The sequence below is a fragment of the Flavobacterium shii genome, assembly GCF_025847235.1.
Lineage (GTDB): Bacteria > Bacteroidota > Bacteroidia > Flavobacteriales > Flavobacteriaceae > Flavobacterium > Flavobacterium shii.
On sequence record NZ_JAOZEW010000002.1, the window covers coordinates 233,701 to 257,426 of the forward strand.

Genomic DNA, 23,726 nt, shown 5'->3' on the forward strand with positions numbered 1-23,726 from the left:
CTTATGAAACAATTCTACTTTTCATTGTTATTTATAACATATAGTCTATTTACAATTGCTCAAACTACTCCTACGGGTTCTTCAACTGAAACTGGAATTACAGATGGGCAGTTAACTGTTTCTTTAACAGGTGCAGCAAATTACAATATTCCTATTGATGTACCTCCGGGAATTAATGGTGTGGTACCACAAATAAGTTTATCTTACAGTAGCCAGAGTGGTTATGGCATTGCCGGACTAGGCTGGAATATTTCGGGTATCTCATCAATTACAAGAATAGCCGCCACTAAATTTCACGATGGTACTATAAATGGTGTTAATTTTGATAGTTTTGATCGCTTTGCTTTAGACGGACAGCGATTAATTGCTAAAAGTGGAACTTATGGAGCTAATGGAACCGTTTACGAAACGGAGAATTATTCTAATTTAAGGATTACATCGTATGGCGTCCATTCTAGTGGCGTAAAGTATGGACCAGCCTATTTTATTGTAGAATATCCCGATGGTTCAAAGGCATATTATGGCAATTCAACAGATTCAGTATCCGTTACCAGCTGGGCGATCACGTATTCGGAAAATCTTCAAGGAGTTAGAATGAGTTATAGTTACAACGTTGCAAATAACGTGCTAAACCTTGCATCCATTAAATATGGGACAAGAACAACCACAGCTCCCATAAATGAAATTAGATTTAGTTATGTTCCCAGAACAAGAGTTGAACAAGCTTATATTGGAGGACAAAATCTAATAACAGATACTTTACTTAAAGAAATTAAAGTTTTTGGAAATAGTGTTGGCTATCGAACTTATACTTTAGCATATATGTACACTTCTGCTCAGTACGAGCGTTTGGAAAGGATTACTGAAACAAGTGGTGATGGATCAAAAAGCTATAACCCTACTGTTTTTACTTATGAGACAACCGGAGACTCTATCAACTATTCCGCAAACCCACAATCATTAAGCGTTGGATCAATTACATCAGATAATGCCGAAACAGTTTCTGGTGATTTTGATGGGGATGGAAGTATGGATTTTATACTATATCCAACCAAAGGACCTCAAACGAAATCAAAATTTTGGCTTTTCACTGGTATTAACCCCAATCGAACTGACCAATCTGTACCAAACTGGGGAGTATCAAGAACTGTCGATCCATTTGATGAAATTTTCCCAGTCTCGTGGTTAAGTTGGAATAATAAATTAATGCCAATGCAGGGCTGGACCATCGCGTATCAAAATGGCGATGGTGCTAAATTAGTTACTTATTCCTACTGTGACACATTCCAAATATGCCCCCAATATGAGAAGTATGTTGGCTTTCCAACTTTTACTTACTATACTGAAGACCCTTTAAGTTGCGAAAAACCGCGACCTGCCCTTGAAGAAACTTTATCTATACCAAAAATGTACATAAGTGGAGACTTTAACGGAGACGGTCTAACAGATATTGTTGCTATAGAAAAGAAAGGTACATACAATTACCTAGGACCTTGTCAGAACGGTGAACTTCCAAGTTTAACAGGTGGTTTTGGTGGAGGCTCCTATTTTATTAATATGGATCGACGATTAACTACAAATTTCATGAATTCTTCGGGACCATTACCTGTGCAATCAACAAGTAAAGTAAAAGTTGCTGATTTTGATGGTGACGGAAAATCAGATGTTTATATTTTTGATACAGGACGAGTAAGGATCTACTCCTTAAATGACAATAAACAATTTGTTTTAGTAAATGAAACAACAGATGTCAACATTGTTTTTTCCACCGAAATTCTCATGGGGGATTATAATGGCGATGGAAAAGAAGACTTCATGATTGCAAGAGGTCCAGGATTTGGAGAATGGTATAGGTACTCATCAACAGGAGTAGGTTTAATAAAAGAAACAAAAACTTACGGATCCTTTACATTTCCAGCCAATGATCCCTATAATACATATAATTTTACAGCGACTGACTATGATAACGATGGTAAATCGGACTTATTAGTAGTAAGTAGTTCAAGAAATACAGCTAACACTGCAGGAACATTATCTATTAAATCATATTCACGTTTGGGAGGTATTGCTGTTAATTTAATGCAAGCCAGTAGTGGTCTACTTGCCGGAGTTGACATCAGTGCCCTTCCTGTCTTTCTTCCTACAGTTGACAAAAATAAACCAAAGCTAGAAATTGCTTTTTTAAATAATGACAAACTTTACTTTTTTAATTCATTAAAGGATTCCAAAAAAGATTGCCTCTTAAAAACAATTACTACTGGTAGTGGTGTAAGAGAAACAATTACTTATCAACCACTTGATCCTACTTACAAGAATAGTTTTAACTCGATTTACTCTTCTAGTCGAGGAATGGAAAACTACCCTTATTATGATATTGTAGCTTCCCCAGACTTTCAAATAGTTACCAAACTAGAAAAGCAAAGTGCAACGGTTTATAAAAAACAACTTTTTGGCTACTATGGCGCGGTTACTAATTATGAAGGATTAGGATTCATAGGGTTCCGTTCGGTAATGCAGACCAATTGGCATGATGACACTACAGCACCTTTATCAAATATTTCTAAAAAGGATATTTATTTAAGAGGCGCTCTCACAGAAAACTACGCTTTGAATTATATGGCATACCCATATGAAGGTTTTACTGCACCAAGTTTTTTATCAAAATCGGTACTTACTTATAATACGGCTACAGAGGCACTACAATTAAATAAAGTTTTTAAACTACAGAATAAGACCAAGATCGACACCAATGGCTTGAACCAGAGTAGTAGCGAAACTACCACTTTATATGATGCTTTGAACAATCCAATTAAGTCAACTACTTTAATTAAAGAAGGAGGATCCAGTATTATACAAACAAATATAAGTGATATTACTTACGAACCTCCTACAACAACTACTTCACTTTTCATTGTTGGCAGACCTCTCACTAAAGATGAAAGTGTTGCTATAGCTGATCATACGATGACTACTCAAGAATCGTATACATATAATGGACAACAATTACTCCATAAAGTTGAAAAAAAGGGAACAGGAACAGGAATAATTACAGAAGAGAATGGTTACGATATTTTTGGTAATATTACAAAGAAAACTATAACCGCACCAGCTCTTACTCCGCGGATAACAGATTATGAATATGATCTGTCAGGTCGGTTTATAACAAAAGTAACAGATCTGGAAAGACTGGAAACAAATTTTGAATACGACACAAATAATGGACTCCTTAAAAAGGAAACCAATGCTTATGGATTATCAAACTCCTATACCTACGATAGATGGTATAAAAAGCTTACCGCAAAAAATGATAATTTAAACAAAAGTACTGCGTATTCTTATTCAAAAAATCTGTTTAAAACAATAATAACTGAAACAGGAGATGATGGAAGTGCAAGTGAAGAGACTTTTGACGATTTGAGCAGAAAAATAAAGTCTGGCACAAAAGACATCAATGGCACTTTTTCATATGTTGACTATCAATATGATATTTATGATAGAAATTTCAAAGTAAGTGAACCCTATTTTGGAAGCTCTGCATCACAGTGGAATGAAACCTTATTTGATATTTATAGTAGACCCGTTCAAAACAATTTTTATACTGGAAAAGTTACTACTTCGAGCTATCCTCCTGGTATGACTTCAACTTTCACTGACGGAACAAAAACTAAAACCACAACAATAAATGCTGTTGGAAATATAATCTCTCAACAGGAAAATATTGGAGGAATTATTAATTATAAGTATTTCGCGAATGGAAATTTAAAACAAACTGACTATAATGGAACTTCCATAAAAATAGAGCAAGACGGTTGGGGACGTAAAACTAAATTAACTGATCCCACAGCAGGAACGTATGTATATGAAAATAATGATTTTGGAGAATTGAAATCGGAGACTGTTCAAAATCGAGGTGTTGTAACAACTATTACAAGAAATGAAGTTGGAAAACCAATAAAAAAAACTATTACAGGTCCATTAACCGATACAGAAACTATTTATGAATATGATAATACAACGAAGTTACCGATACTAACAACTTTTACAGATAAGCTAGAACCAACAGGAACTAATACCATTTACACAAGAATGGCATATGATCCTGTTTTTAAAAGGATTATCAGTATTGTTGAAGAAAAAACTGGGATTAGTAAATTTACAAACACTTTCGCATACGACGATCTAGGAAGAATCGAAATTGAAACTAAGAAGGCTGAACTTGGTGCAAAAATGAGTACCGTCGTAATAAAAAATGTATACAAAAACGGTGACCTTTTCCAGATAGTAGATAATTTAACTAATAAGATCCTCTGGCAAACAAATATCTTAAATGCAAGGGGTCAAATGGTGGAAAATATTGTTGGTAATGGAATAACAATGACTAATACATATGACTCAGATGGATACCTTACAAAAATACAACATGATAGAACTGTAGCTCCCGCAGGGAATGTTATGACCTTAACTACTAATTTTAATAAGACTACAGACAACCTTGATAATCGCAGTAACAATACATTTGGTAATTGGGCAGAAATATTCAAATATGATGATTTAGACAGGCTTAAAGAGTTCACTAATGGTTTAGGAACTCAGGTAAATCAAAACTATGAAGCATCCGGAAAGATAAAGGACAATATGCTGGGAACATATAACTATGACACAAGTACCAAACCTAATCAAAATACGTCGATAACTCTATCTCCAGAAGCCGAACTTTATTATAAAAACAGAGGGATCGCTTTTTTTGATGATATGGAAGGACAAACGGGATGGTCGAAAAATGCATATGATCCACTAAAGATTAGTTTTGGACTTTTTTCTAATTATAACGGTAAACATGGATTACGTTTAGATACATCAGGAGCTAATATGATTAACTATGTTACAGCGAATAAAACAATTCAAATTGATAATACAATCGATACAGAATACAAAATATCAGCTTGGGTTTATACTTCAAATCCAAAAGCACAGTTAACTTTCCTAGAATATAGAAAAAATGAAACCACTCCTTTCAAAAGTGAGATTCTAACAACAAAGACTAGAGGTGAATGGATATTTTTAGAGAAAACAATACTTGTACCTGCTAGCATCAAGCTATTAGAAATACGCGCAGATGCTATTGGGACACAAATAGGTAATGGTTTTGTAAGTTTTGATGATGTAAAATTAACTAAAGCTTCAGTGAATGCCCTTACAAAACTAGATCTAGATATTAAATACAATGCATCTAATAGTCCTTCAAGTATAGAGGAAAAGGGTATTGACATATTATACCTTACTTATAATGGAGATGGACAAAGAAGTATTATGTTTTATGGTGGTGTCGTTCCTGTTAAGGAATCACAACCACTTCGAAAACATTACTCTGCTGATGGTACAATGGAGATAAAAGAAAATCGAGTTACCGGTGCAATAGAATTTGTAACTTATGTTGGTGGTGATGGATATTTAGCCCCTGCGGTTTCAAAAAGTGACGGAATTAATCAAGCAAATTATCTGTACTTACATCGTGATTATCAGGGTAATATTATGGCAATCACAGATGAAAGCGGTCAGATAGTCGAAAAACGACTGTATGATGCTTGGGGTAAAATACTTAAAGTACAGGATGGAGTTGGTACTACGCTAGCGGGACTAACTATCCTCGATCGTGGCTATACTGGTCATGAGCATTTACAAAGCATTGGCTTAATAAATATGAATTCAAGATTGTATGACCCAGTACTTCATAGATTCCTATCCGCGGATAATTATGTACAGAATATTGGAAATACACAGAATTTTAACCAATATGGTTACGTATATAATAACCCCTTGAGATATACTGACCCAAGTGGTGATATATGTGAAGGATGTGGAGGAATTCAAATCAATCCAGGAGATGGTAATGGAAGTTATACAAGTACGGATCTTAATCCTATTTGGGATAAATTAAAGATTAAAGATTGGGCTAACAGGAATTTAAACTTCGATAAATGGAGTGATGGATTTAAATCTGGAGGTAATTGGGTAAGTGATAACTTTAAGTCCATATTTGGGATAAAAAGTCATGAGTCTGGACCTCCACCTAATATGAGTAACTATGTTAATATTAATACATATGGTGGTTCTATTGCTACTACAGGTAGTGGACAATTTTATGGAGGTACTGGAAACGGAAGTTTTATGGATTATTTTAGTAGATTTGTCTATGAAACAGATCAATTTAATCCAGTGGCACTCTTATGGGATGGATTAAAGGGAAATATTACAGGAAGTGATCGATACGGAAATGAATTATCAGGGTTTGATTCAAATCTAAAAATTGTAAGCGCTGTTCCGATGACAACTGTTGCCAATCTTGTAACAAATGGTGCAAGACAGGCATTTTTTGCTGAGGTAAAAGCTGTTGCCAAAGAAGCAGTTGTTCACGGAAACTCATTAAAAAGCTTGAAACCGACGTGGGGATATAAATTATACTCGAGTGATGGAACGTTTTTAAAAAACGGAATTACAAGTAAACCCAATCCTCTTTCGAGATACACTAAAGCTTTTATGGAGGATAAACAAATGATACGAATTAAGCAATTTCCTAATAGGCTTGAAGCTTATCAATGGGAGTATCAGCAAAATGTAATAAAAAGAGGTACATTAAATAAAAATATGCATTAAAATGATAAAAGATAATATTCTAGGATGTTTCTTGAATGTAGGGTTTGATCCTAATTTAAGTGAACAAGATTTTATAGATTTAGCAGATATGTTTAGAACATATATATGGGGAGAAAAGGGAATTTGTGATCCATTAAAAAAATTAAAACATGAAAATTATGGTAAAGATTTAATACTAATATTGTTTCAGTTTAACGTAAATCCCTCATCATTAGAACTTCTTCATTTAAAAGAAATAGAGAATTATAGAAAAAAGGAAAAATCTATCGGAATTCCTATAATTGTAAATAATGAAAATTTCTTTAATAAAAATGAATCCGAACGATATGATTTTTTACGAGAGTCAATTCTACAAAAACTGGATCTATTGGAGGAACTAGTAAAAAAGAAAAAATTAGATACAAATATGGAGTTGTTAAAAGCTGACGTAAAAAACGTTTTAATTGAGTTTTTATAGAACCTAGCAGGACTAACTATCCTCGATTGTGGCTATACTGGACATGAGCACTTACAAAGCATTGGCTTAATTAATATGAATGCAAGATTGTACGATCCAGTACTTCATCGATTCTTATCCGCGGAGAATTTACAATAACAATAAAGGCAAGAAAGCTACAACGATAAAAAGTTGTAGCTTTTTGCTTTCATGAAATATCTGTTTTTGGTATAGAATTGATAAAGCTTCCACGAACTGAAGAGTATAGACCTCATTTTGTTCTCTACCCATTATGGAAAAAAGAAATAAAAGATTGTTTAGATTTTCCAATTGTTCTTCATGAAAACACTCTAATTTTTTGTGGATATAAAATGTATATTGATTAAAAGAATATACTTATGCTTTTAACTTTATCTTTATTTAGATTTTGATAGGTTTACATCTCAGGTATATCTGTTTTACTTAAATCATCTCTTATTTTAGCTACTAACTCATAAAGAAAGTTATAAAAGTCTTAATATTATATTTATATAACTTATTATAGCCGACTAATTATAAGTTATTTCTTTACTTTATCTAAAATAAGGAAAATCAAATTGACCATACAATTTATTATCATTAAAAGTAATATTACATTAAGATTGTTCTGTTAACAGTTTTTTTATTTTAGTTAACTTTTAAAATATCACTAAAAGTGGGTATTGCTTTCATCTATATGATGTTATATTTTTGAAAGATTATTTTTACGTATTTTAATTTATTAATAAGTTCACAAATAAGTTTTTATCCAAATTACATATTGACGGGGGAGAGTACAATATCCTTGAATTCAATATTAGCTTTAAACAAGAAATAGATACAACGAGTAAACCTACTGGAAATGCCAAAGGTGGTATCATAAAAATGATAATAGAAGCCAACCAAAGTAGTAGTTTTTTATCTTGAATGTTATATGGAGATTTGGCTAAAGACGGGAAGATCATTTTTTATAGAAGGGATGCATTAAGCAAAATGAAAAAACTAACATTTGTTAAAGCCTTTTGCATTAGCTACGATAAGCAATTTACCAGTACTACCGAAGTACCAATGAAAATCACAATGGAATTGGTTTCTAAAGAATTGATTTTTGGCGATGCTAAATTTTTTAACAACTGGATTGCACTAGATTAAATTTAAAAATTAAATAAAACAAGTACATATTATTATGGCACATTTCTCAGAACAAGTACATATAACTATAGGGAGTTTTACTCAAAACGTTGTTTATTACGATTTAAAGCTATCGCAAAAAATGGCAGACCATCATCATTTTTCATTTATATGGCAATATACTGGCAAGGCAATAATCAAGCCCGCTGACCAAGCAAAAGCATTAAGAAGTTATTTGGGAGATGAAGTTATTTTTACTTTTAAGAGTCTTACAGGAATTAGACTAATGAGCAAAGGAATCGTAACAGAGCTTTCTTCAGTTGACCTACACGGTAGTCCAGTTGGTTTACATGTTACAGGAATAAGCCACACTATTGTTTTGGATGATATGAAGAAATCCAGAACGTACTTGGAGCGAGGAATGGACGATATCGCACTGGGTATTTTTGCCGAAGGTCCGGGTGAATTTTATCAAAGAGATGCTATAAGATCAACATACCTTAAAGAGTTCAAATACATGGCACAATACAACGAAACCAGTTTTGAGTTCCTAAAACGATTGGCAGCACGTTATGGGCAATGGTTTTATTTTGATGGAATGCGCATGCAATTTGGACAAACAAAAGCTAGTAAAACAAAACTAATTAACGGGGCATCTTTACATAGTTTTAAGATACAGACCAATATGGCTGCACATAAAATTTCTTTAGCGGGTTATAATTATAATAGTGCCGTGGGAATTCGAGATTCCGCTGCGAGGACTTCTTCAGGTAGTAAAGACAGTTTTTCGTCTATAGTAGGTTTTAACCAAAGGACTGTTGCACAAGGTGATTTAAGCGTTGCTGCTTATACAAACAATGCTAAAAGCAAAGATGAAATTGAGGAAATGGTTAGATTACAAACTGCGGGCAGCGATGCTAATAGTGTGTATTATAACGGAATATCATACCTTCCATTAGGAATTGGACAAGTATTTACAATCATAAATCAAACTGTAGAACATGAACTTATTGTTATAGAAGCCATACATCACTCAAAAGTACATGGGAACTATTCTTGTGAGTTTAAAGCAATTCCTGCTGATGTTGTAGCTCCTCATTATACAGATGTGCATGTTTTTGCAAAAGCAGAAACGCAACCTGCTAAAATAATAGACAATAACGATCCCGAAGGATTAGGACGTGTAAAAGTTGAGTTTTATTGGGCTAGCAGTACTAAGTCAAGCGAATGGATTCGTATGATACAGCCACATTCGGGGGCAGGAAAAGGGTTTTATTTTATCCCTGAAATTGAAGAAGAAGTATTAGTCGGTTTTGAAGGTGGAAATGCACAAAATCCATATGTTATGGGAACTCAATATAATGGTAACGAATCTTCGGGCTATGGCTCACCACAAAACGATATAAAAGTAATTCAAACCCGAAGTGGATGTAAAATCGTAATCAACGATGCCGATGGTTCTATATTAACACAAGATAAAGCAGGAAGTAAAGTTTTTCAAGACGGACAAGGTAATGTTACAACTGATGCTATTAAAACTTTTACTGTTAATGCTGAAAATATTAATTTTAATGCTTCACAGAGTATTAGTACCATTGCAGGAATGAATATAGGTGAAAGTGCAGGCGTTGATAAATCAACCGTAGTGGGTATGATGCACTCAACAACTGTTGGCGGTGATAATGTGTTAAATGTAACAGGTAGTTTCATAGAACATATCATGGGAGATTTAAAATCACATACAGAGCAGGAAAGACAAGAAATGAGCGAAAAAGGAATTGAATCCTCCAGTAATGGTACAATAAATAAGCATTCTGAAAAAGAAATACAGAACAACAGCGCAGAAAAATCTAAATCAAATTAATTAATGGTAAAAACAGTAGTCGAAATAAACATTATTCTGAATACTAATTCTTTAATTCTAATTAACAATAAAAATAAAGCTCGTTTTTATTATGATTTGATTACTCAGAGAATGAGTTTTGATGATTCGAATGAAAATAAAATTCAGAACTACAGTGCTACGATTTCAATTAATTTTGAAGTTTTTAACTTGACTCATGTAGGGCAAACCATAAATAGAAATGATGGAAGCATGATAGCTTATTTGCGCGATAAAGACATTCAGGAACTTGCAGAAAAGACCTTTTATGAAGATGAACAAATGCACATTTATGATTTTATGAATCTTAAATTTACTATCAAATTATGAGTAGAATACGAATTGTAGGAGGAAAAATAATTAAAACCACAGGTGGTAATTATAATATGTATGCCAAAGGAAATATAGTAACTACATCTGCTAAAACAATTACAGAAGTTGGTGTTGAAAACGGAATTACATACGGCGAGCCAAAAAGACCTCCTAAACAAGAAATCATCGAAAGTAAATATAAACTTGAAAGTACTTACGCGCATGAACAACTTTCAGCTTTAGCAAAACAATTAGATGAGTTGCCTTTTATGTTTTTTATGGTTGGGGTTTTTGGTGAAGAAATTGAAGCAAGTGCTTTGAGTAAGTTATATAGAGGGCTAAGTGATAAATCTATTACCCCTCCAGAGATTGTGGTTACAAAATTTCCTGCCAGAGGAAGAAAAGCCAATTATAGTAATCATAAAAAAAAGATATTAGTTTGGGAACATTTTGTTGATTTGGCAGTAAAAGACAATGATGCAAGGGCAGAATTGATGTCGGCTTTGGTAGAAGAGTATGGTCATCATATCGATAATATTTTAAGAACTGAGCTCGCGACCAACGGAATAGAAGATACTGATTATATAGATGAAGGAGCTAAGTTTGCTTATGCCTTATTTAATTTTGATATTTTTAAAGAAACACAGCTTTGTTTTGCTAAAGTAGAAACCCCAAACTTTACAGGAGATTTGATAATAGATTTTTCTGAGTTGCATACGCAGGTAAAAGAATATGTAGGAGAAGACAAGCAGTACGATGCCAACCCAAAAGAAGACGAAGAGGGTTTTGGTGCCGGTTTTGAGGCTGGAATGCACGGAGGAATTGAAAGAGAGGCATTAATAGGATTGAAATTTACTCCTTTAGAACTTAAGCAAATCTATTATGGGAATTGGCTTCGTGATTATTCTCAAATTATATTAGAAAGTACTATAAGACTAGAAAAACCAGATATTGACAAAATAAAACAGAGCAAGATTGAGCATCTTAATAGTTTGCTTAAAATGAATCCATACAAGATGTCTCACGATGGTTGGGTAAAACTTTTAGAAATATTAGCAGCCAAAGAATTCGTATTTGGTTCGGATAAATTTACTCCTAATTATAAAAATCATGTAAAGACTTTTCAAAAAGAATATGGAGAACTTACTAAAGATATTTTGGGTATATATCGACCAGAAGAACATATAGACAATCCGAAAGGTTTAAAAGATTTTAGTAGTCTTAGTGTTTCTTTTCAGTATGAATATCCAAAAGGAAGTTTTACTACGAAAAAATTATATGCAGGAGAAGACGCTAAAACACTTGTAGTAAATGGACTTAACCTAAAAAATTATATAGCTACAAAAGATGTCCCTGATCCTCAAAGACCAACATCTGATGTTTATATGTTTCAACAGCTTAAACTTGCGGTGCAATATGGTAAAAATAAAGATGGTTTTAGACATTTAGGAGCTGCTTTTCATGTGCTTGAAGATTTTTTTTCACATACTAATTTTGTAGAATTGGCGTTAATAAAAGCAGGAAGTTTGCTTCTTGATCAAAATAAAAATAGTGAGTTAGGAAAACAATTGAGTCTCGTGTATCCATGGGTACAAGACATGAAAGGTGCAGATTATAATACTATTCCTATAGTAACGGGTAAATTTTTGCTAGATGATACTATGGCAAGCGTATTGCCCAAAGCAGGAGACAAAATGTTTCCTGTTGGGATACAAGATTATGTGCAAAGAAAGCCTGGAGACAGAACTTTTCAGGATGCCTTTATATTGACCACTTTAGAAGATTTATCTACTGGACAACAGACCGATGGTCTGGAAAAAGATCCTGTTTATATGGGGATGAAGAGTTCAGAGTTACTTAATATGTATCAAAATTATTTAAAACTGATTGATATTAAAGCAGAGGCTGTAGAATTCTCTGGTTGGTTAGGAAGGACAATAGATAGAGGACTCAGTTTTATGGGAGATTCCTTAGCAACGTTTAATAATATAGCATACAACTTAGTTTTGGGCTCAATAGATGATGATTTAAAAATAGAACAAACAGAAAATAGTAATAAAAACTATGGTACCGATCCAACTCATACCCAAATAGCTAAAGATGCTCTTAATCACCCACTTAATCCTTTAGCTTCTGAACTTGCTAAAATAGCAGTGAAAGATGTAGCCACAAGAGTTTTGGATGCTTGGGAGACTGGTAGTGACCCTCAAGGAGATATACTTGCTAAATATGTGATAGAAAAATACACGTTGCATCCAGTTTACCAAGTTACGGATTGGGCTAATGAAGCAGTTAATAAATGGGCAATTGCTAATGAAAAATTAATATTTAGACTCCAAAGTGCCACGGTCTATGAACATGCTGAACAGGTAACTCAAAGAACTATAAGTAACAAAAAGACGCAGGAAATTTTAAATTATTTTAAATGAAACAATTAGTAATATTAATATTGAGTAGTTTTTTTATGCAATGCCAAAATTTTAAAAAAGAACCTATGCTAGAAACCGATTTTTATATTAGCGAGCATGCTATTACTTATAAAAACCAAGAATTGCCTTTTGGCAAACCCATAGCCGAATGGGAGAAAATTTTTGGTAAATATGATAGAAAAATACCTTATGAACAATATGTATGGGATTCTTTAGGAATATCAATAAATTCAACACAAAAGAATTCAGAAATTGATGAACTCCACATTTTCTTTATGAATCTTGATAGTCCTTTGGGACAAATGGGCAAATTAGAACAGGCAAAAGGTAGAGAAACATTAGAATCAATAAGAAAAAGGAATGATTACAGTGAATTGTATAATGATAAAAACATTATTGAAGAAATAAACAAAAATTTAACCATAGGATCTGATGCTCCAAAGAATTTCATTTATCCTTTTAAAATTTATGCAAAACCGCTAAACATAGAAGGAACAGAAGTAAAAGCAGGTATGAAAGTGTCAGATATTAATAAAAAAAGAGCAGCAGCAGATTTGCCTGTAATTAAATATTATGACGCAGATTTGAATGCAAAACTAGAAGATGGTTCTACTACTACTTTGTCTAATGGTTATTTTACAACTTTTAATGGTTTTTTAACTCCTGAAGAACAAGAAAAAGCTGATTTTTATAATATTATGTATCGTCAGACCGAAGGTGAAATAGAATACATACGCATTGTACATGATAAAGGACAGGAATATTATAAGTATTAATTTTGGTATAGATGAAGTATTTTTACGGGGATACGCAGTGGAATTTGCAGTTCATGGGAGTTGTGCATAGCAAATGGCAATACTATGCATTTTAAAAAAAATGTAATGATAAAATACATTTATTTGTTAATTCTAACATTTACAGTTAACTCTGTTTGTGCACAGAATAAATCAGAATTAGATATTATTCGTCATAGAGGTAAAGGACTAGGATATGCTCTTAAAAATGGTACTATAATAGTAAAGCCACAATTTAGTTCAGCATCATATGATATCGATGGATATTATATCGTATCCAAAATTGATAGCTTAAATAATACTCGATATGCATTGCTAAACAGAGAAGGAAAGTATATTATTAATCTAGAAAATAGTTTTGATTTTTTTTATGTGAAAAACGGAAAAATAGTAGTTAAAAAAAACAACTATTATGGGATAATTAATGATGATAATGAAATTATTGTTCCAATAAAATATAATGAGATAAGGCTAGAGAGTGAAGGATTTATTATTGCTATGCAAAATAAAAAATATGGAGTTCTAGATTATAAAAATAATATTTTGGTTCCTTTTTTATATGACTTTATTTCTGATTTTTCTACTGTGCATAATAATGGTAAAAGATATGCTGTTGTGGAAATTAATGGAAAAAATGGAGTTATTGATGATAGTAATAACTATCTCATAAAACCTACCAAAACAATAGAAATGAGTGAGGTAGTTAATAATTCAATTATAGTAACAAAAAACCATAAATGGGGTTTGATAGATTTTAGTATGCGGACTATTTTACCAATTGTATATGATTCTTTAAAGCATTATAGATTACAAGCCTATCTTCATGCTAAAAAAGATGAATATTATTATCATTTTACACTTGACGGCAAACTAATAAAGAAGTATAGTTTTGAAAATAAAAAAAAATCATTGATAGATTAATAAAATTAGAAAATCCAAATATATGAGCTTTTATCAAGTCTGATTTCGGTTTGGGATGCAGACGAAAAAAACATGTTTTTCTTGATTAACTTAGTATCTTACTGGAAGATAAAAATGAATTCCAAACCATAACCCTGTCATGGACATAATATATCCATGTTAGGTTTTACATTTTTTTCTTGTTTAACTTTGTAGGTTGGCAGAAGAATAAATTTGAAAAATGTATGGATATGGATTTTAGAAAAAAATGGCTCTCAACTGAGGAAGCTAAAAAAATTGATATAACCAATTATTTATCTTTATTGGGATACAATCCTACTAAAGTCATAAATGTAGATTTTTGGTATAGTTCTCCACTACGGGACGAAAACACTCCCTCTTTCAAAGTTAATCAAAAACTGAATCTATGGTTTGACCATGGTCTTGGTAAAGGTGGTAATTTAATTGATTTTGGTATACTGTATCATAACTGTACTGTTAGCGAATTTCTAGAAAAAGTCAATATTAATTTTTCACTTCAACAGCCTGCATTTGTACATCCAAATAAAAATATTGGAACAGATCCTAAAATCAAAATACTAGAGAATTTTCCACTTACTTCTCCTGTACTTTTAAGATATCTTGAAGAAAGAAAAATACCTATTGAAATTGCAGAACAATTCTGTATTGAAGTTCGTTATGAACTAAATGATACAAATTATTACGGAATTGGTTTTAAAAACAATTCAGGAGGTTATGAAATCCGTAATCCTTATTTCAAAAACAGTAGTTCTCCAAAAGATATTACGACCATAAATAATGGTTCTGAACAAGCGTTAGTCTTTGAAGGATTCATAGACTTTCTATCCTATAAAACGACTACCAAAAACCTTCCCGAAAACGCTCAGGATTTTGTTGTTTTAAATTCTGTTTCTTTTTTTGAAAGAGCACGTCCTTTTATGGAATATCATAAACATATTCGACTTTATCTTGATAGGGACTTAACAGGAATTACTTGCACCGAGCGTGCACTTTCTTTGAGTTCTAAATACAAAGATGAAAGCATGCTTTACAAAAACCACAATGATTTTAACGACTGGATTATGAATCCTGCTAAAGCTCCCAAAAAATCTTTAGGACGTAGATTATAAAAATCGCTCACAACTTATTTACGGTTTCAATGACAGTGAATTTTTGAGCAGTCACTGAAAAATTGAAAAACTAAAGAACGTAAAAAAAGTTAAAACAGTGCAACGTTCCTGCACTCAGCAAGATGTATGGTTGTCGGACAACCAGATCTTGCTGCCTCATACTCGGAACTCGTGGGCAGTGAAACTAAAAGGATAAAAAAGAGTTTGATAACAATGAAATTGAAAGATGATGGAAAGAGAAAATTCAAACAGAACACGCAAAATTACTTTGCGACTGACAGCAGAAGAATATGTGAAAATTGAGCAGAAATGGAAGATTAGTACTTGCCGTAAGCTTAGTGATTATTTGCGTAAGCATCTATTCGACAAGAGTATTACAACTACTTACAGGAATCAATCTTTGGATGATTTTATAGAAGAAACAATAGTACTTCGTAAGGAGTTAAACGCTATTGGAATTAATTTAAATCAGACAGTGAAAAAACTGCACACGTTACAACAAATTCCCGAATTTAAAGTCTGGATTATCAGTTTTGAAATTGATAAAAAAATAATAAATGATAAGATAGATTTGATTGGAAGACACACCTCCAAAATTACAGACAAATGGTTGCAATCATAAAATCAACACATTCAATCAGAAGTGTTTTTTATTACAATGAGAACAAAGTAAAAATAGGTGTAGCTGAGTGTATCGCAGCTGGAAACTATCCTACTTACGTCGATAAAATGACAGATATTATGAAGCTTAATCGCTTTATAAAACGAGCCGAATTAAACGAAAATGTAAAATGCAATACGCTACATATTTCGTTGAATTTTGACCCATCTGAAAATCATTCTAAAGAAAAGCTAATAACTATTGCAGACAGCTATATGGAGAAAATCGGTTTTGGTGAACAGCCTTATTTGGTATATCAACATAACGATACGAAGCACCAACATTTACATGTGGTTACTGTAAATATCGAAAAGGATGGAAAACGAATAGACTTACACAATATAGGCATGAGAAAATCAGAACCTGCCAGAAAGGAGATTGAAGAATATTTTGGATTGGTTAAAGCAGAGGGAAGAAAAAAGCAAGAAGAATTTGGTTTAGAACCTATTTCAATAGGAAGCATTCAATACGGAAAGGTTGTATCAAAGAAAGCTATATTCAATGTTCTTAATACAGTTGTGAACCATTACAAATATGGTAGTCTTGCAGAACTTAATGCAGCCCTTAAACAATACAATGTAATGGCTGATCGTGGTGGTGAAGATTCTAAAATGTTTTTAGCTAGAGGATTGGTTTATCATATATTGAACGCAAAAGGCAAACCAATTGGTGTTCCAATTAAAGCGAGTAGTTTTTACACTAAACCAACTTTAAAATTTTTAGAAGAGAAATTTAAGATCAATGAGATTAGAAATATGTCCGATAAATCAAGGGTGAAAAATGTTATTGATATGGCATTGTTACGAGAACCTATATTGCCCTTGACTGAACTAGCAAGAAGATTGCAAAAAGAAGGAATCAGTACCGTTTTTAGAAAAAGCACAGAGGGCTTGCTATATGGTATTACCTATGTTGACCACACTACAAAAAATGTTTTTAACGGCAGTAGTTTGGGTAAACAATACAGCGCAAAAGCTATTGAAGAACGATGCGGATTAAAGGTTGCGGGTGAAGAAAAAAGAAATCAGATTTATGATAAGCCTCGTTCTAAAAAATTATTGATTGATGACCTTCAATATCAAAAAGATTCGCTTACTATTCCTGATTTGGTTAAAGCATTGGATATAATTATGAGGGCTGAATATTCGTCTGATTATTTATCGAATCAATTGAAAAACAAAAGAAAGAAGAAAATGAGAAGAGGATTATCTAATTAAGTTATAGATTTTTTTACAGTATCAACTAAACGACAACGCTTTTCAAGACAACTCAATTAATAATTAAATTTTATTAGTAATCTTTTTTTAAAATAGGGGGGACAATCTCGTAGTAGTAGTAACTTGAAAAAATACTGCTAAACACGAAATAGTATTACTAAATACACATTGAAATTTTCAATATTTTATATTTTTGAATAGTTCTACAATAAAATAAATTTACTTATTTGATTTATTTATGTATATTTGCATTATAAATGAATAACATTACAAAAATAATGCAATGAAAATTAAGTTAAAAGAAATAGCAAATATTCAGTTTGGTTACTATGGTCAACCCAGTAAAAATGGCACTATTCCATATTTGCAAGCCAAACATTTTAATGAATTTGGGCAATATACCATAGATAATGATACTTTTTTGGAAGAGGATTCAAAATCGATAACAAATTTATTACAAAATGAAGATATTCTTTTTGCAGCAAAAGGATTTCGTTTTTTTGCATCATTGTATAGAGAAGAACTTGGTAAAGCTGTTGCGTCTTCTATATTTTTTATTTTACGTACTGATAAAACTAGAATTATCCCAGCTTATTTGGTTTCAGTACTTAATCTACCAAAAAATTTACTGCACTTTCAGCAATCAGGTGCTGGGAGTTCTATTCCTTCAATTCGTAAAAACGAGTTAGCAGACTTTAGCTTTAATTTAATACCATTAGAAGAACAACAAAAAGTTGTAGCATTACAAGAACTATATCTAAAAGATATTGAGCTTACAAATGCCTTAGTCAAAGAGAAACAAAAATTATTTCAAACAACAATTTCAACAATTATAAAATAATCACAAGATGACAAAAATAAAAAATGATGCTCCAGGAATGAGAGGGGACAGAAGCAGAAATGACAACGAAGAATTAAGACAAAAAAGAAGTGATACACACATAGGAACTATCGAACAAAAGTATAACATTGATCTGAATGTAAGAAGCGATATGCATTTGGGTACTTATTTAGAAAAAAACGATATTGCTTCTTTAAATGATTTAGTAAATAACAATAAAAAATAATAGCTCCAAAAAATAACCACTATGGCAGAGAATAAAATTACTCAAAAGGAAATCAATAATATTGTTTGGAAAGCTTGTGATACTTTACGTCCAGTAATGGGAAGTGAACAATACAAAGATTATATACTTACACTATTGTTTATAAAATATCTATCTGATGTTTGGAAAGATAAGGTAGAACAATATCGTATTAAGTATCCAGATAATGAAGAAATGGTAAAACGTCAATTACAAAGAGAGCGTTTTATATTACCAGAAATAAGCAATTTTGATCACCTATTCCAAAACCGAAACGAACCTAACATTGGAGAAATTATCGATATAGGATTAACAGCTTTAGAGGATGCCAACCGTTCTAAATTAGCAATGGTATTCCGTAGTATTTCTTTCAATTCTGAAACCGTTTTTGGTCAAACCAAACAGCGTAATGCTATTATGAAAAACTTATTAGTAGATTTTTCAGAACTGGATTTGCAACCATCACACTTAAAAAATAATGATGTCATTGGAGATAGTTATGAATTTTTAATCTCAAAATTTGCTGGAGAAAGTGGTAAAAAATCCGGAGAGTTTTACACGCCAAGCGAAGTCAGTACACTATTAGCAAAACTACTAGATCCACAACCCGGTAACAGAATGTGTGATCCCACCGCAGGATCAGGCTCTCTGTTGATTAAAATGGCAGATGAAATTGAGGGTAAAAATTATTCACTTTACGGACAAGAAAATAACGGTAGTACTTGGGCATTATGCCGTATGAATATGTTTTTGCATGAACAAGACAGTGCCACTATAGAATGGGGAGATACTATTAATAATCCAAAACTATTGGAAAATGACAAATTGATGAAATTCCATATTGTGGGTGCCAATCCGCCTTTTTCGCTTGACAAATGGGGAGCCGATACAGCTGCCTCCGACCAGTTTAACCGTTTCCATAGAGGAATTCCTCCAAAGAGCAAAGGAGATTATGCTTTTATAAGTCACATGATAGAAACCACCTATGAAGATGTGGGTAAAGTGGGGGTGATTGTTCCACATGGTGTGTTGTTTCGTAGCAGTAGCGAAGGACAAATTCGTAAAAAACTAATTGACGAAAATTTATTAGAAGCTGTTATTGGTTTACCTGCCAACCTATTTTTTGGCACAGGAATTCCAGCAGCTATATTAATTTTCAATAGAGGAAAAGGAAGTAATAAAGATATTTTATTTATTGATGCCAGTCGAGAATTTGAGAATGGTAAAAATCAAAATAAGTTAAGAGAAATTGATATTGAGCATATTGTAACAGCATTCAAGACATTTAAATCAGTTACTCCTTTAATTTCCGAAAAAGGAGCTATAGTAGAAGATAAATATAGCTACCGTGCTACTATTGCTGACATTATAGAAAACGATTACAACCTTAATATTCCTCGTTATGTAGATACATTTGAAGAAGAGGAAGAAATAGATATTAAAGCCACGCATAATAATATTACTGAATTGAAGAAACAACTAACCGAAGTAGAAAACCAGATGGAAAACTACTTGAAAGAGTTAAATCTTATTTAATATGACTAAAAATATTAAATACATTGAAACAACAATCGGATTAATTCCTTCTGATTGGGAAGTAATTTCATTTGGTGATTTATTTGATTTCAAGAACGGAATTAATGCGTCAAAAGAATTCTATGGAGAAGGAGTGAAATTTATCAATGTTATGGAAGTTATTTATAATAATTACATAACAAATGATATGATAAAAGGAAGTGTAATCATCACAAAAAAACAATTAGATAATTACGCAGTAAATAAAGGGGATGTTTTATTTAATAGAACTTCCGAAACTCAATCTGAAGTTGGATTATCAGCAGTTTATTTGAGTGATGAAAAAGTAGTTTTTGGTGGTTTTGTTATTCGCGGTGTTTCAAAAAATAACAAATTGAATTTAGATTTCAAAAAATTCTGTTTTCTTTCAAAAACAGTTAGAAATCAAATTATTCAAAGTGGTCAAGGGGCAGTAAGGACAAATATAGGTCAAGGAGATTTACAAAAACTCTACCTCCCAATGCCTCCACTTCCTGAACAACAAAAAATTTCTTCAATATTATCTACTTGGGACGTAGCAATAGACAATTGCAAAGGAATTGTTGATAATCTAAAAATTAGAAATAATGGGTTGTCACAGCAGTTGCTTTCTGGAAAAATCAGGATGAAAGGTTTTGATAAAAAATGGAAAGTAAAAGTTATGAATGAATGTTTAAATTTTGCCCCCAGACCTATTTTAAAACCTACTGAAAATTATTTGGCACTAGGTTTAAGAAGTCACGGTAAAGGGATTTTTCATAAAAAGGATTTTGATCCAGCTTCTATTGCAATGGAAACAATGTACGAAGTAAAAGAAAATGATCTAATTATAAATATCACATTCGCTTGGGAACACGCAGTAGCAATAGTTAGTAAAAAAGATGAAGGAGGTTTGGTTTCACATCGATTTCCAACCTATACATTCAATTTTAAAAATGCAATACCTGAATATTTTAGACATTTTATTTTACAAAAAAGGTTCAAATTTTTATTGGAATTAATTTCTCCAGGTGGTGCAGGTCGAAACAGAGTAATGAGTAAAACAGATTTTCTAAAATTAGAAATTAAAATACCTGATGTTGAGGAACAAAAAGTAATAGCAAACATTCTCGACAAAGCGACAGAAGAACTCAACCAACACCTACAAAAATTAAAAGCTTTACAGTTACAGAAAAAGGGCTTGATGCAACAGTTATTAACTGGTAAAATTAGAACCCTAGAGAAAAAACAACCAAACCAATATTAAAATATGAATACATCTGAAACCTTCCAAGAATTCCTAGGCAATATTAAAATTATAGATGATAAAGCGACTACAATATCTAGCAGATATGGTCGAATAACCAAGGGGTTAAATCAATATTTTCGTGATACAGAATCAACAACTGCAAATAGTTTACAGGTTGGCTCTTATGGTAGATATAGTGGAATTAAAGGTATTTCAGATTTAGATATGTTGTATATTATGCCTAATTCTAAGTGGAATGATTATAATAAAAGTGGTGGGCAATCAAAATTATTACAAGATACAAAAAAAGCAATTGAAAAAACATATTCTGCTTCAGATATAAAAGTGGACAGATGTGTTGTAACGGTAAGTTTTTCAGATGGTAGCCACATAGATATTCAGCCTGTTTTTGAAGTAGAATATCAAGATTATAAATATCCAGATACTTATGGCGATGGATCGTGGAAGATTACAAAACCAAGAAAAGAAATGGATGCAATGTTGGAAGCAGAACCAAATAAGAATAGAAATCTCAGGAGACTTTGTAAGATGGCTAGGTCTTGGAAGAATAAACATGGTGTTTGCATGGGCGGATTGTTAATCGATACTTTAGCATATAATTTCTTAAATTCCACTACAAATTATGATACTAAAAGCTTTGCTTATTTTGATGAAATGAGTCGAGATTTTTTTGAATATTTATACGATCAACCTAAAGATCAGAAAGAGTATGGAGCTTTAGGGAGTAAACAACGTGTAAAAGTGAGAAAATCTTTTAGAAGAAAATCTAAAAAAGCGTATGACCTTGCTTGTAAAGCTATTGATGCTGCTTCGGATAAGACTAAACATAATAAATGGCGAGATATTTACGGAAATGATTTCCCTAAATATCAAAACGAAGAAAGCGAAGCAAGAGCTCTTAATCTATCGTATAAAAGTAATGAGGAATATATAGAAAATTTATATCCTATTGAAATCAGATACAATCTTGAGATTGATTGTGAAGTTAAACAAAATGGTTTTAGGGAGGGTCTCCTAAGAGATTATTTAAGAAAAAAGTATCCTTTGTTAAGTGGCAAATCACTTCGATTTTTCATTTCAGAAATAAATATACCACATCCATATATTGTAAAATGGAAAGTCACAAACAGAGGAAATGAAGCAATTAAAAGAAATTGTATTAGAGGACAAATTACTAACGATTTTGGAAGTGAACAAATAATTGAAACTACCAATTTTAATGGTGAACATTATGTTGAGTGTTATATTATTAAGAACAACATAGTAGTAGCAAAAGATTCAATTGACGTACCTATTTCAGCATAATTTTATAAAAAAAGAACAAGCTATGAGCGAACAAAAAAAATTATTAGAATCTCAAATTAGAGAAATATACGGAAGAGTAATTTATACTCACAAAACGCACGAAAAATGTGCGGATGTTTTAAAAGAAAGAAATGATTGTTTAAAAATAACAGAGGTAATCCTATCAGCATTAACAACAACAAGTATATTAGTAGTGATCTTTGGAGAAGGAATTGTTTTTCAATTTCTTGCGGCATTGTTTTCAACAACGTTGTTATGTTTAACCTTATACTCAAAAGACTATAATTTATTGGCATTAGCTGAAAAACACAAACAAGCTGCATTGGATATACTAGAAGTTAGAGAGAAGTTATTATCATTATTAGTTGATATTAGAATTGGCAATAAAGATGTGGGTGATTATCAAATAGAGAGAAATAAGCTTAATGATCAATTGGTAAATACATACAGAGGTGCTCCAAAAACAATAAATAAAGCATATAAAATCGCTTCAAAAGCTTTACAAAAAAATGAAGAATTTACATTTTCGGTTGAGGAAATTGATAAGTTTTTACCTGAAAGTTTAAGAAGATCGATATAAGGATTTACTTTTTTGAACAACTATTATATAAAACTAAAAGAAAATTATGGGATTATCAATTTTTAGAAAAGCATCGAAGATACATGCTGTTAAATGTGAAAAAGCTTCAGATATGGAGATGGCAACTGAATCATATCTGAAGCTTCAAAAAATTAAATTAAAACTGGCAGACATTACTAAAGACCAACTAATTGAATTAAATAAAGAAATAGAAACCTGGAAGAACAGCAATCCAATTGTCAAAGATGGAGATATTGATGAGTTGATAAATAAAAAATAGAGCTAATTAATAATTTACAAAAGAATTAAAATAGTAAAACAATAGCTTCAGAAATTAGATAAACAATACAATAACTATCATATAGAGA

Annotated in this window: 17 protein-coding genes and 1 pseudogene; all 18 read left to right on the forward strand. The window is 32.0% G+C overall.

Annotated features, from left to right (window positions below; translation table 11 throughout):
- The first annotated feature begins 3 nt into the window (after positions 1 to 3).
- A complete protein-coding gene (locus OIU83_RS03090; protein ID WP_264204805.1) occupies positions 4 to 6,654 on the forward strand; it encodes an FG-GAP-like repeat-containing protein in 6,651 nt (2,216 codons plus the stop codon).
- A gap of 1 nt (position 6,655) precedes the next feature.
- Positions 6,656 to 7,111 carry a hypothetical protein gene (locus OIU83_RS03095; RefSeq protein WP_264204806.1) on the forward strand — a complete coding sequence of 152 codons (456 nt, stop codon included), beginning with the start codon at positions 6,656 to 6,658 and terminating at the stop codon, positions 7,109 to 7,111.
- Between the two features lie 738 nt (positions 7,112 to 7,849).
- Positions 7,850 to 8,260 (forward strand): annotated as a pseudogene (tssD, locus tag OIU83_RS03100) (type VI secretion system tube protein TssD).
- A gap of 34 nt (positions 8,261 to 8,294) precedes the next feature.
- A complete protein-coding gene (locus OIU83_RS03105) occupies positions 8,295 to 10,103 on the forward strand; it encodes a type VI secretion system Vgr family protein (protein ID WP_264204807.1) in 1,809 nt (602 codons plus the stop codon).
- Between the two features lie 3 nt (positions 10,104 to 10,106).
- Complete coding sequence (locus OIU83_RS03110; RefSeq protein WP_264204808.1) at positions 10,107 to 10,451, forward strand: hypothetical protein; 345 nt, start codon at positions 10,107 to 10,109, stop codon at positions 10,449 to 10,451.
- Positions 10,448 to 12,862 carry a Het-C domain-containing protein gene (locus OIU83_RS03115; protein ID WP_264204809.1) on the forward strand — a complete coding sequence of 805 codons (2,415 nt, stop codon included), beginning with the start codon at positions 10,448 to 10,450 and terminating at the stop codon, positions 12,860 to 12,862. The genes OIU83_RS03110 and OIU83_RS03115 overlap by 4 nt, the downstream gene beginning before the upstream one ends.
- Positions 12,859 to 13,638, forward strand: coding sequence for a DUF7738 domain-containing protein (locus OIU83_RS03120; RefSeq protein WP_264204810.1), 780 nt, complete (start codon positions 12,859 to 12,861; stop codon positions 13,636 to 13,638). The genes OIU83_RS03115 and OIU83_RS03120 overlap by 4 nt, the downstream gene beginning before the upstream one ends.
- 105 nt (positions 13,639 to 13,743) lie before the next feature.
- Positions 13,744 to 14,577, forward strand: coding sequence for a WG repeat-containing protein (locus OIU83_RS03125; RefSeq protein WP_264204811.1), 834 nt, complete (start codon positions 13,744 to 13,746; stop codon positions 14,575 to 14,577).
- 230 nt (positions 14,578 to 14,807) lie between these two features.
- The gene (locus OIU83_RS03130; protein ID WP_264204812.1) at positions 14,808 to 15,707 is read left to right on the forward strand and encodes a toprim domain-containing protein; all 900 of its coding nucleotides are present in this window, start codon (positions 14,808 to 14,810) and stop codon (positions 15,705 to 15,707) included.
- 226 nt (positions 15,708 to 15,933) lie between these two features.
- Positions 15,934 to 16,329 (forward strand): plasmid mobilization protein, encoded by a 396-nt coding sequence (locus OIU83_RS03135; protein WP_264204813.1) that lies wholly within the window; start codon positions 15,934 to 15,936, stop codon positions 16,327 to 16,329.
- Positions 16,314 to 17,585, forward strand: coding sequence for a relaxase/mobilization nuclease domain-containing protein (locus tag OIU83_RS03140; RefSeq protein WP_264204814.1), 1,272 nt, complete (start codon positions 16,314 to 16,316; stop codon positions 17,583 to 17,585). Before OIU83_RS03135 ends, OIU83_RS03140 begins: the two co-directional genes overlap by 16 nt.
- Before the next feature lie 283 nt (positions 17,586 to 17,868).
- Complete coding sequence (locus OIU83_RS03145; RefSeq protein WP_264204815.1) at positions 17,869 to 18,426, forward strand: restriction endonuclease subunit S; 558 nt, start codon at positions 17,869 to 17,871, stop codon at positions 18,424 to 18,426.
- A 7-nt stretch (positions 18,427 to 18,433) separates the two neighbouring features.
- Entirely contained in the window at positions 18,434 to 18,652 is a 219-nt protein-coding gene (locus OIU83_RS03150) for a hypothetical protein (RefSeq protein ID WP_264204816.1), read from the forward strand.
- 21 nt (positions 18,653 to 18,673) lie between these two features.
- Positions 18,674 to 20,206, forward strand: a complete 1,533-nt coding sequence (locus OIU83_RS03155; RefSeq protein WP_264204817.1) for a type I restriction-modification system subunit M — start codon at positions 18,674 to 18,676, stop codon at positions 20,204 to 20,206.
- A gap of 1 nt (position 20,207) precedes the next feature.
- Positions 20,208 to 21,470, forward strand: a complete 1,263-nt coding sequence (locus OIU83_RS03160) for a restriction endonuclease subunit S (RefSeq protein ID WP_264204818.1) — start codon at positions 20,208 to 20,210, stop codon at positions 21,468 to 21,470.
- 3 nt (positions 21,471 to 21,473) lie between these two features.
- On the forward strand, positions 21,474 to 22,778 hold the full coding sequence (locus OIU83_RS03165) for a nucleotide-binding domain-containing protein (RefSeq protein ID WP_264204819.1): 1,305 nt from the start codon (positions 21,474 to 21,476) through the stop codon (positions 22,776 to 22,778).
- Positions 22,779 to 22,800: 22 nt separating this feature from the next.
- Positions 22,801 to 23,358: an SLATT domain-containing protein gene (locus tag OIU83_RS03170; RefSeq protein ID WP_264204820.1), complete on the forward strand. Its 558-nt coding sequence runs from the start codon at positions 22,801 to 22,803 to the stop codon at positions 23,356 to 23,358.
- A 46-nt stretch (positions 23,359 to 23,404) separates the two neighbouring features.
- Complete coding sequence (locus tag OIU83_RS03175) at positions 23,405 to 23,638, forward strand: hypothetical protein (RefSeq protein ID WP_264204821.1); 234 nt, start codon at positions 23,405 to 23,407, stop codon at positions 23,636 to 23,638.
- Positions 23,639 to 23,726: the final 88 nt, after the last annotated feature.

What these genes read in the sequence shown, in the direction of transcription:
- OIU83_RS03140 (WP_264204814.1), top strand. Translation starts at nt 16,314, where the DNA reads ATGGTTGCAATCATAAAATCAACACATTCAATCAGAAGTGTTTTTTAT.
- OIU83_RS03150 (WP_264204816.1), top strand. Translation starts at nt 18,434, where the DNA reads ATGACAAAAATAAAAAATGATGCTCCAGGAATGAGAGGGGACAGAAGC.
- OIU83_RS03110 (WP_264204808.1), top strand. Translation starts at nt 10,107, where the DNA reads ATGGTAAAAACAGTAGTCGAAATAAACATTATTCTGAATACTAATTCT.
- OIU83_RS03175 (WP_264204821.1), top strand. Translation starts at nt 23,405, where the DNA reads ATGGGATTATCAATTTTTAGAAAAGCATCGAAGATACATGCTGTTAAA.
- OIU83_RS03095 (WP_264204806.1), top strand. Translation starts at nt 6,656, where the DNA reads ATGATAAAAGATAATATTCTAGGATGTTTCTTGAATGTAGGGTTTGAT.
- OIU83_RS03105 (WP_264204807.1), top strand. Translation starts at nt 8,295, where the DNA reads ATGGCACATTTCTCAGAACAAGTACATATAACTATAGGGAGTTTTACT.
- OIU83_RS03120 (WP_264204810.1), top strand. Translation starts at nt 12,859, where the DNA reads ATGAAACAATTAGTAATATTAATATTGAGTAGTTTTTTTATGCAATGC.
- OIU83_RS03130 (WP_264204812.1), top strand. Translation starts at nt 14,808, where the DNA reads ATGGATTTTAGAAAAAAATGGCTCTCAACTGAGGAAGCTAAAAAAATT.
- OIU83_RS03155 (WP_264204817.1), top strand. Translation starts at nt 18,674, where the DNA reads ATGGCAGAGAATAAAATTACTCAAAAGGAAATCAATAATATTGTTTGG.
- OIU83_RS03090 (WP_264204805.1), top strand. Translation starts at nt 4, where the DNA reads ATGAAACAATTCTACTTTTCATTGTTATTTATAACATATAGTCTATTT.
- OIU83_RS03115 (WP_264204809.1), top strand. Translation starts at nt 10,448, where the DNA reads ATGAGTAGAATACGAATTGTAGGAGGAAAAATAATTAAAACCACAGGT.
- OIU83_RS03145 (WP_264204815.1), top strand. Translation starts at nt 17,869, where the DNA reads ATGAAAATTAAGTTAAAAGAAATAGCAAATATTCAGTTTGGTTACTAT.
- OIU83_RS03125 (WP_264204811.1), top strand. Translation starts at nt 13,744, where the DNA reads ATGATAAAATACATTTATTTGTTAATTCTAACATTTACAGTTAACTCT.
- OIU83_RS03170 (WP_264204820.1), top strand. Translation starts at nt 22,801, where the DNA reads ATGAGCGAACAAAAAAAATTATTAGAATCTCAAATTAGAGAAATATAC.
- OIU83_RS03160 (WP_264204818.1), top strand. Translation starts at nt 20,208, where the DNA reads ATGACTAAAAATATTAAATACATTGAAACAACAATCGGATTAATTCCT.
- OIU83_RS03135 (WP_264204813.1), top strand. Translation starts at nt 15,934, where the DNA reads ATGATGGAAAGAGAAAATTCAAACAGAACACGCAAAATTACTTTGCGA.
- OIU83_RS03165 (WP_264204819.1), top strand. Translation starts at nt 21,474, where the DNA reads ATGAATACATCTGAAACCTTCCAAGAATTCCTAGGCAATATTAAAATT.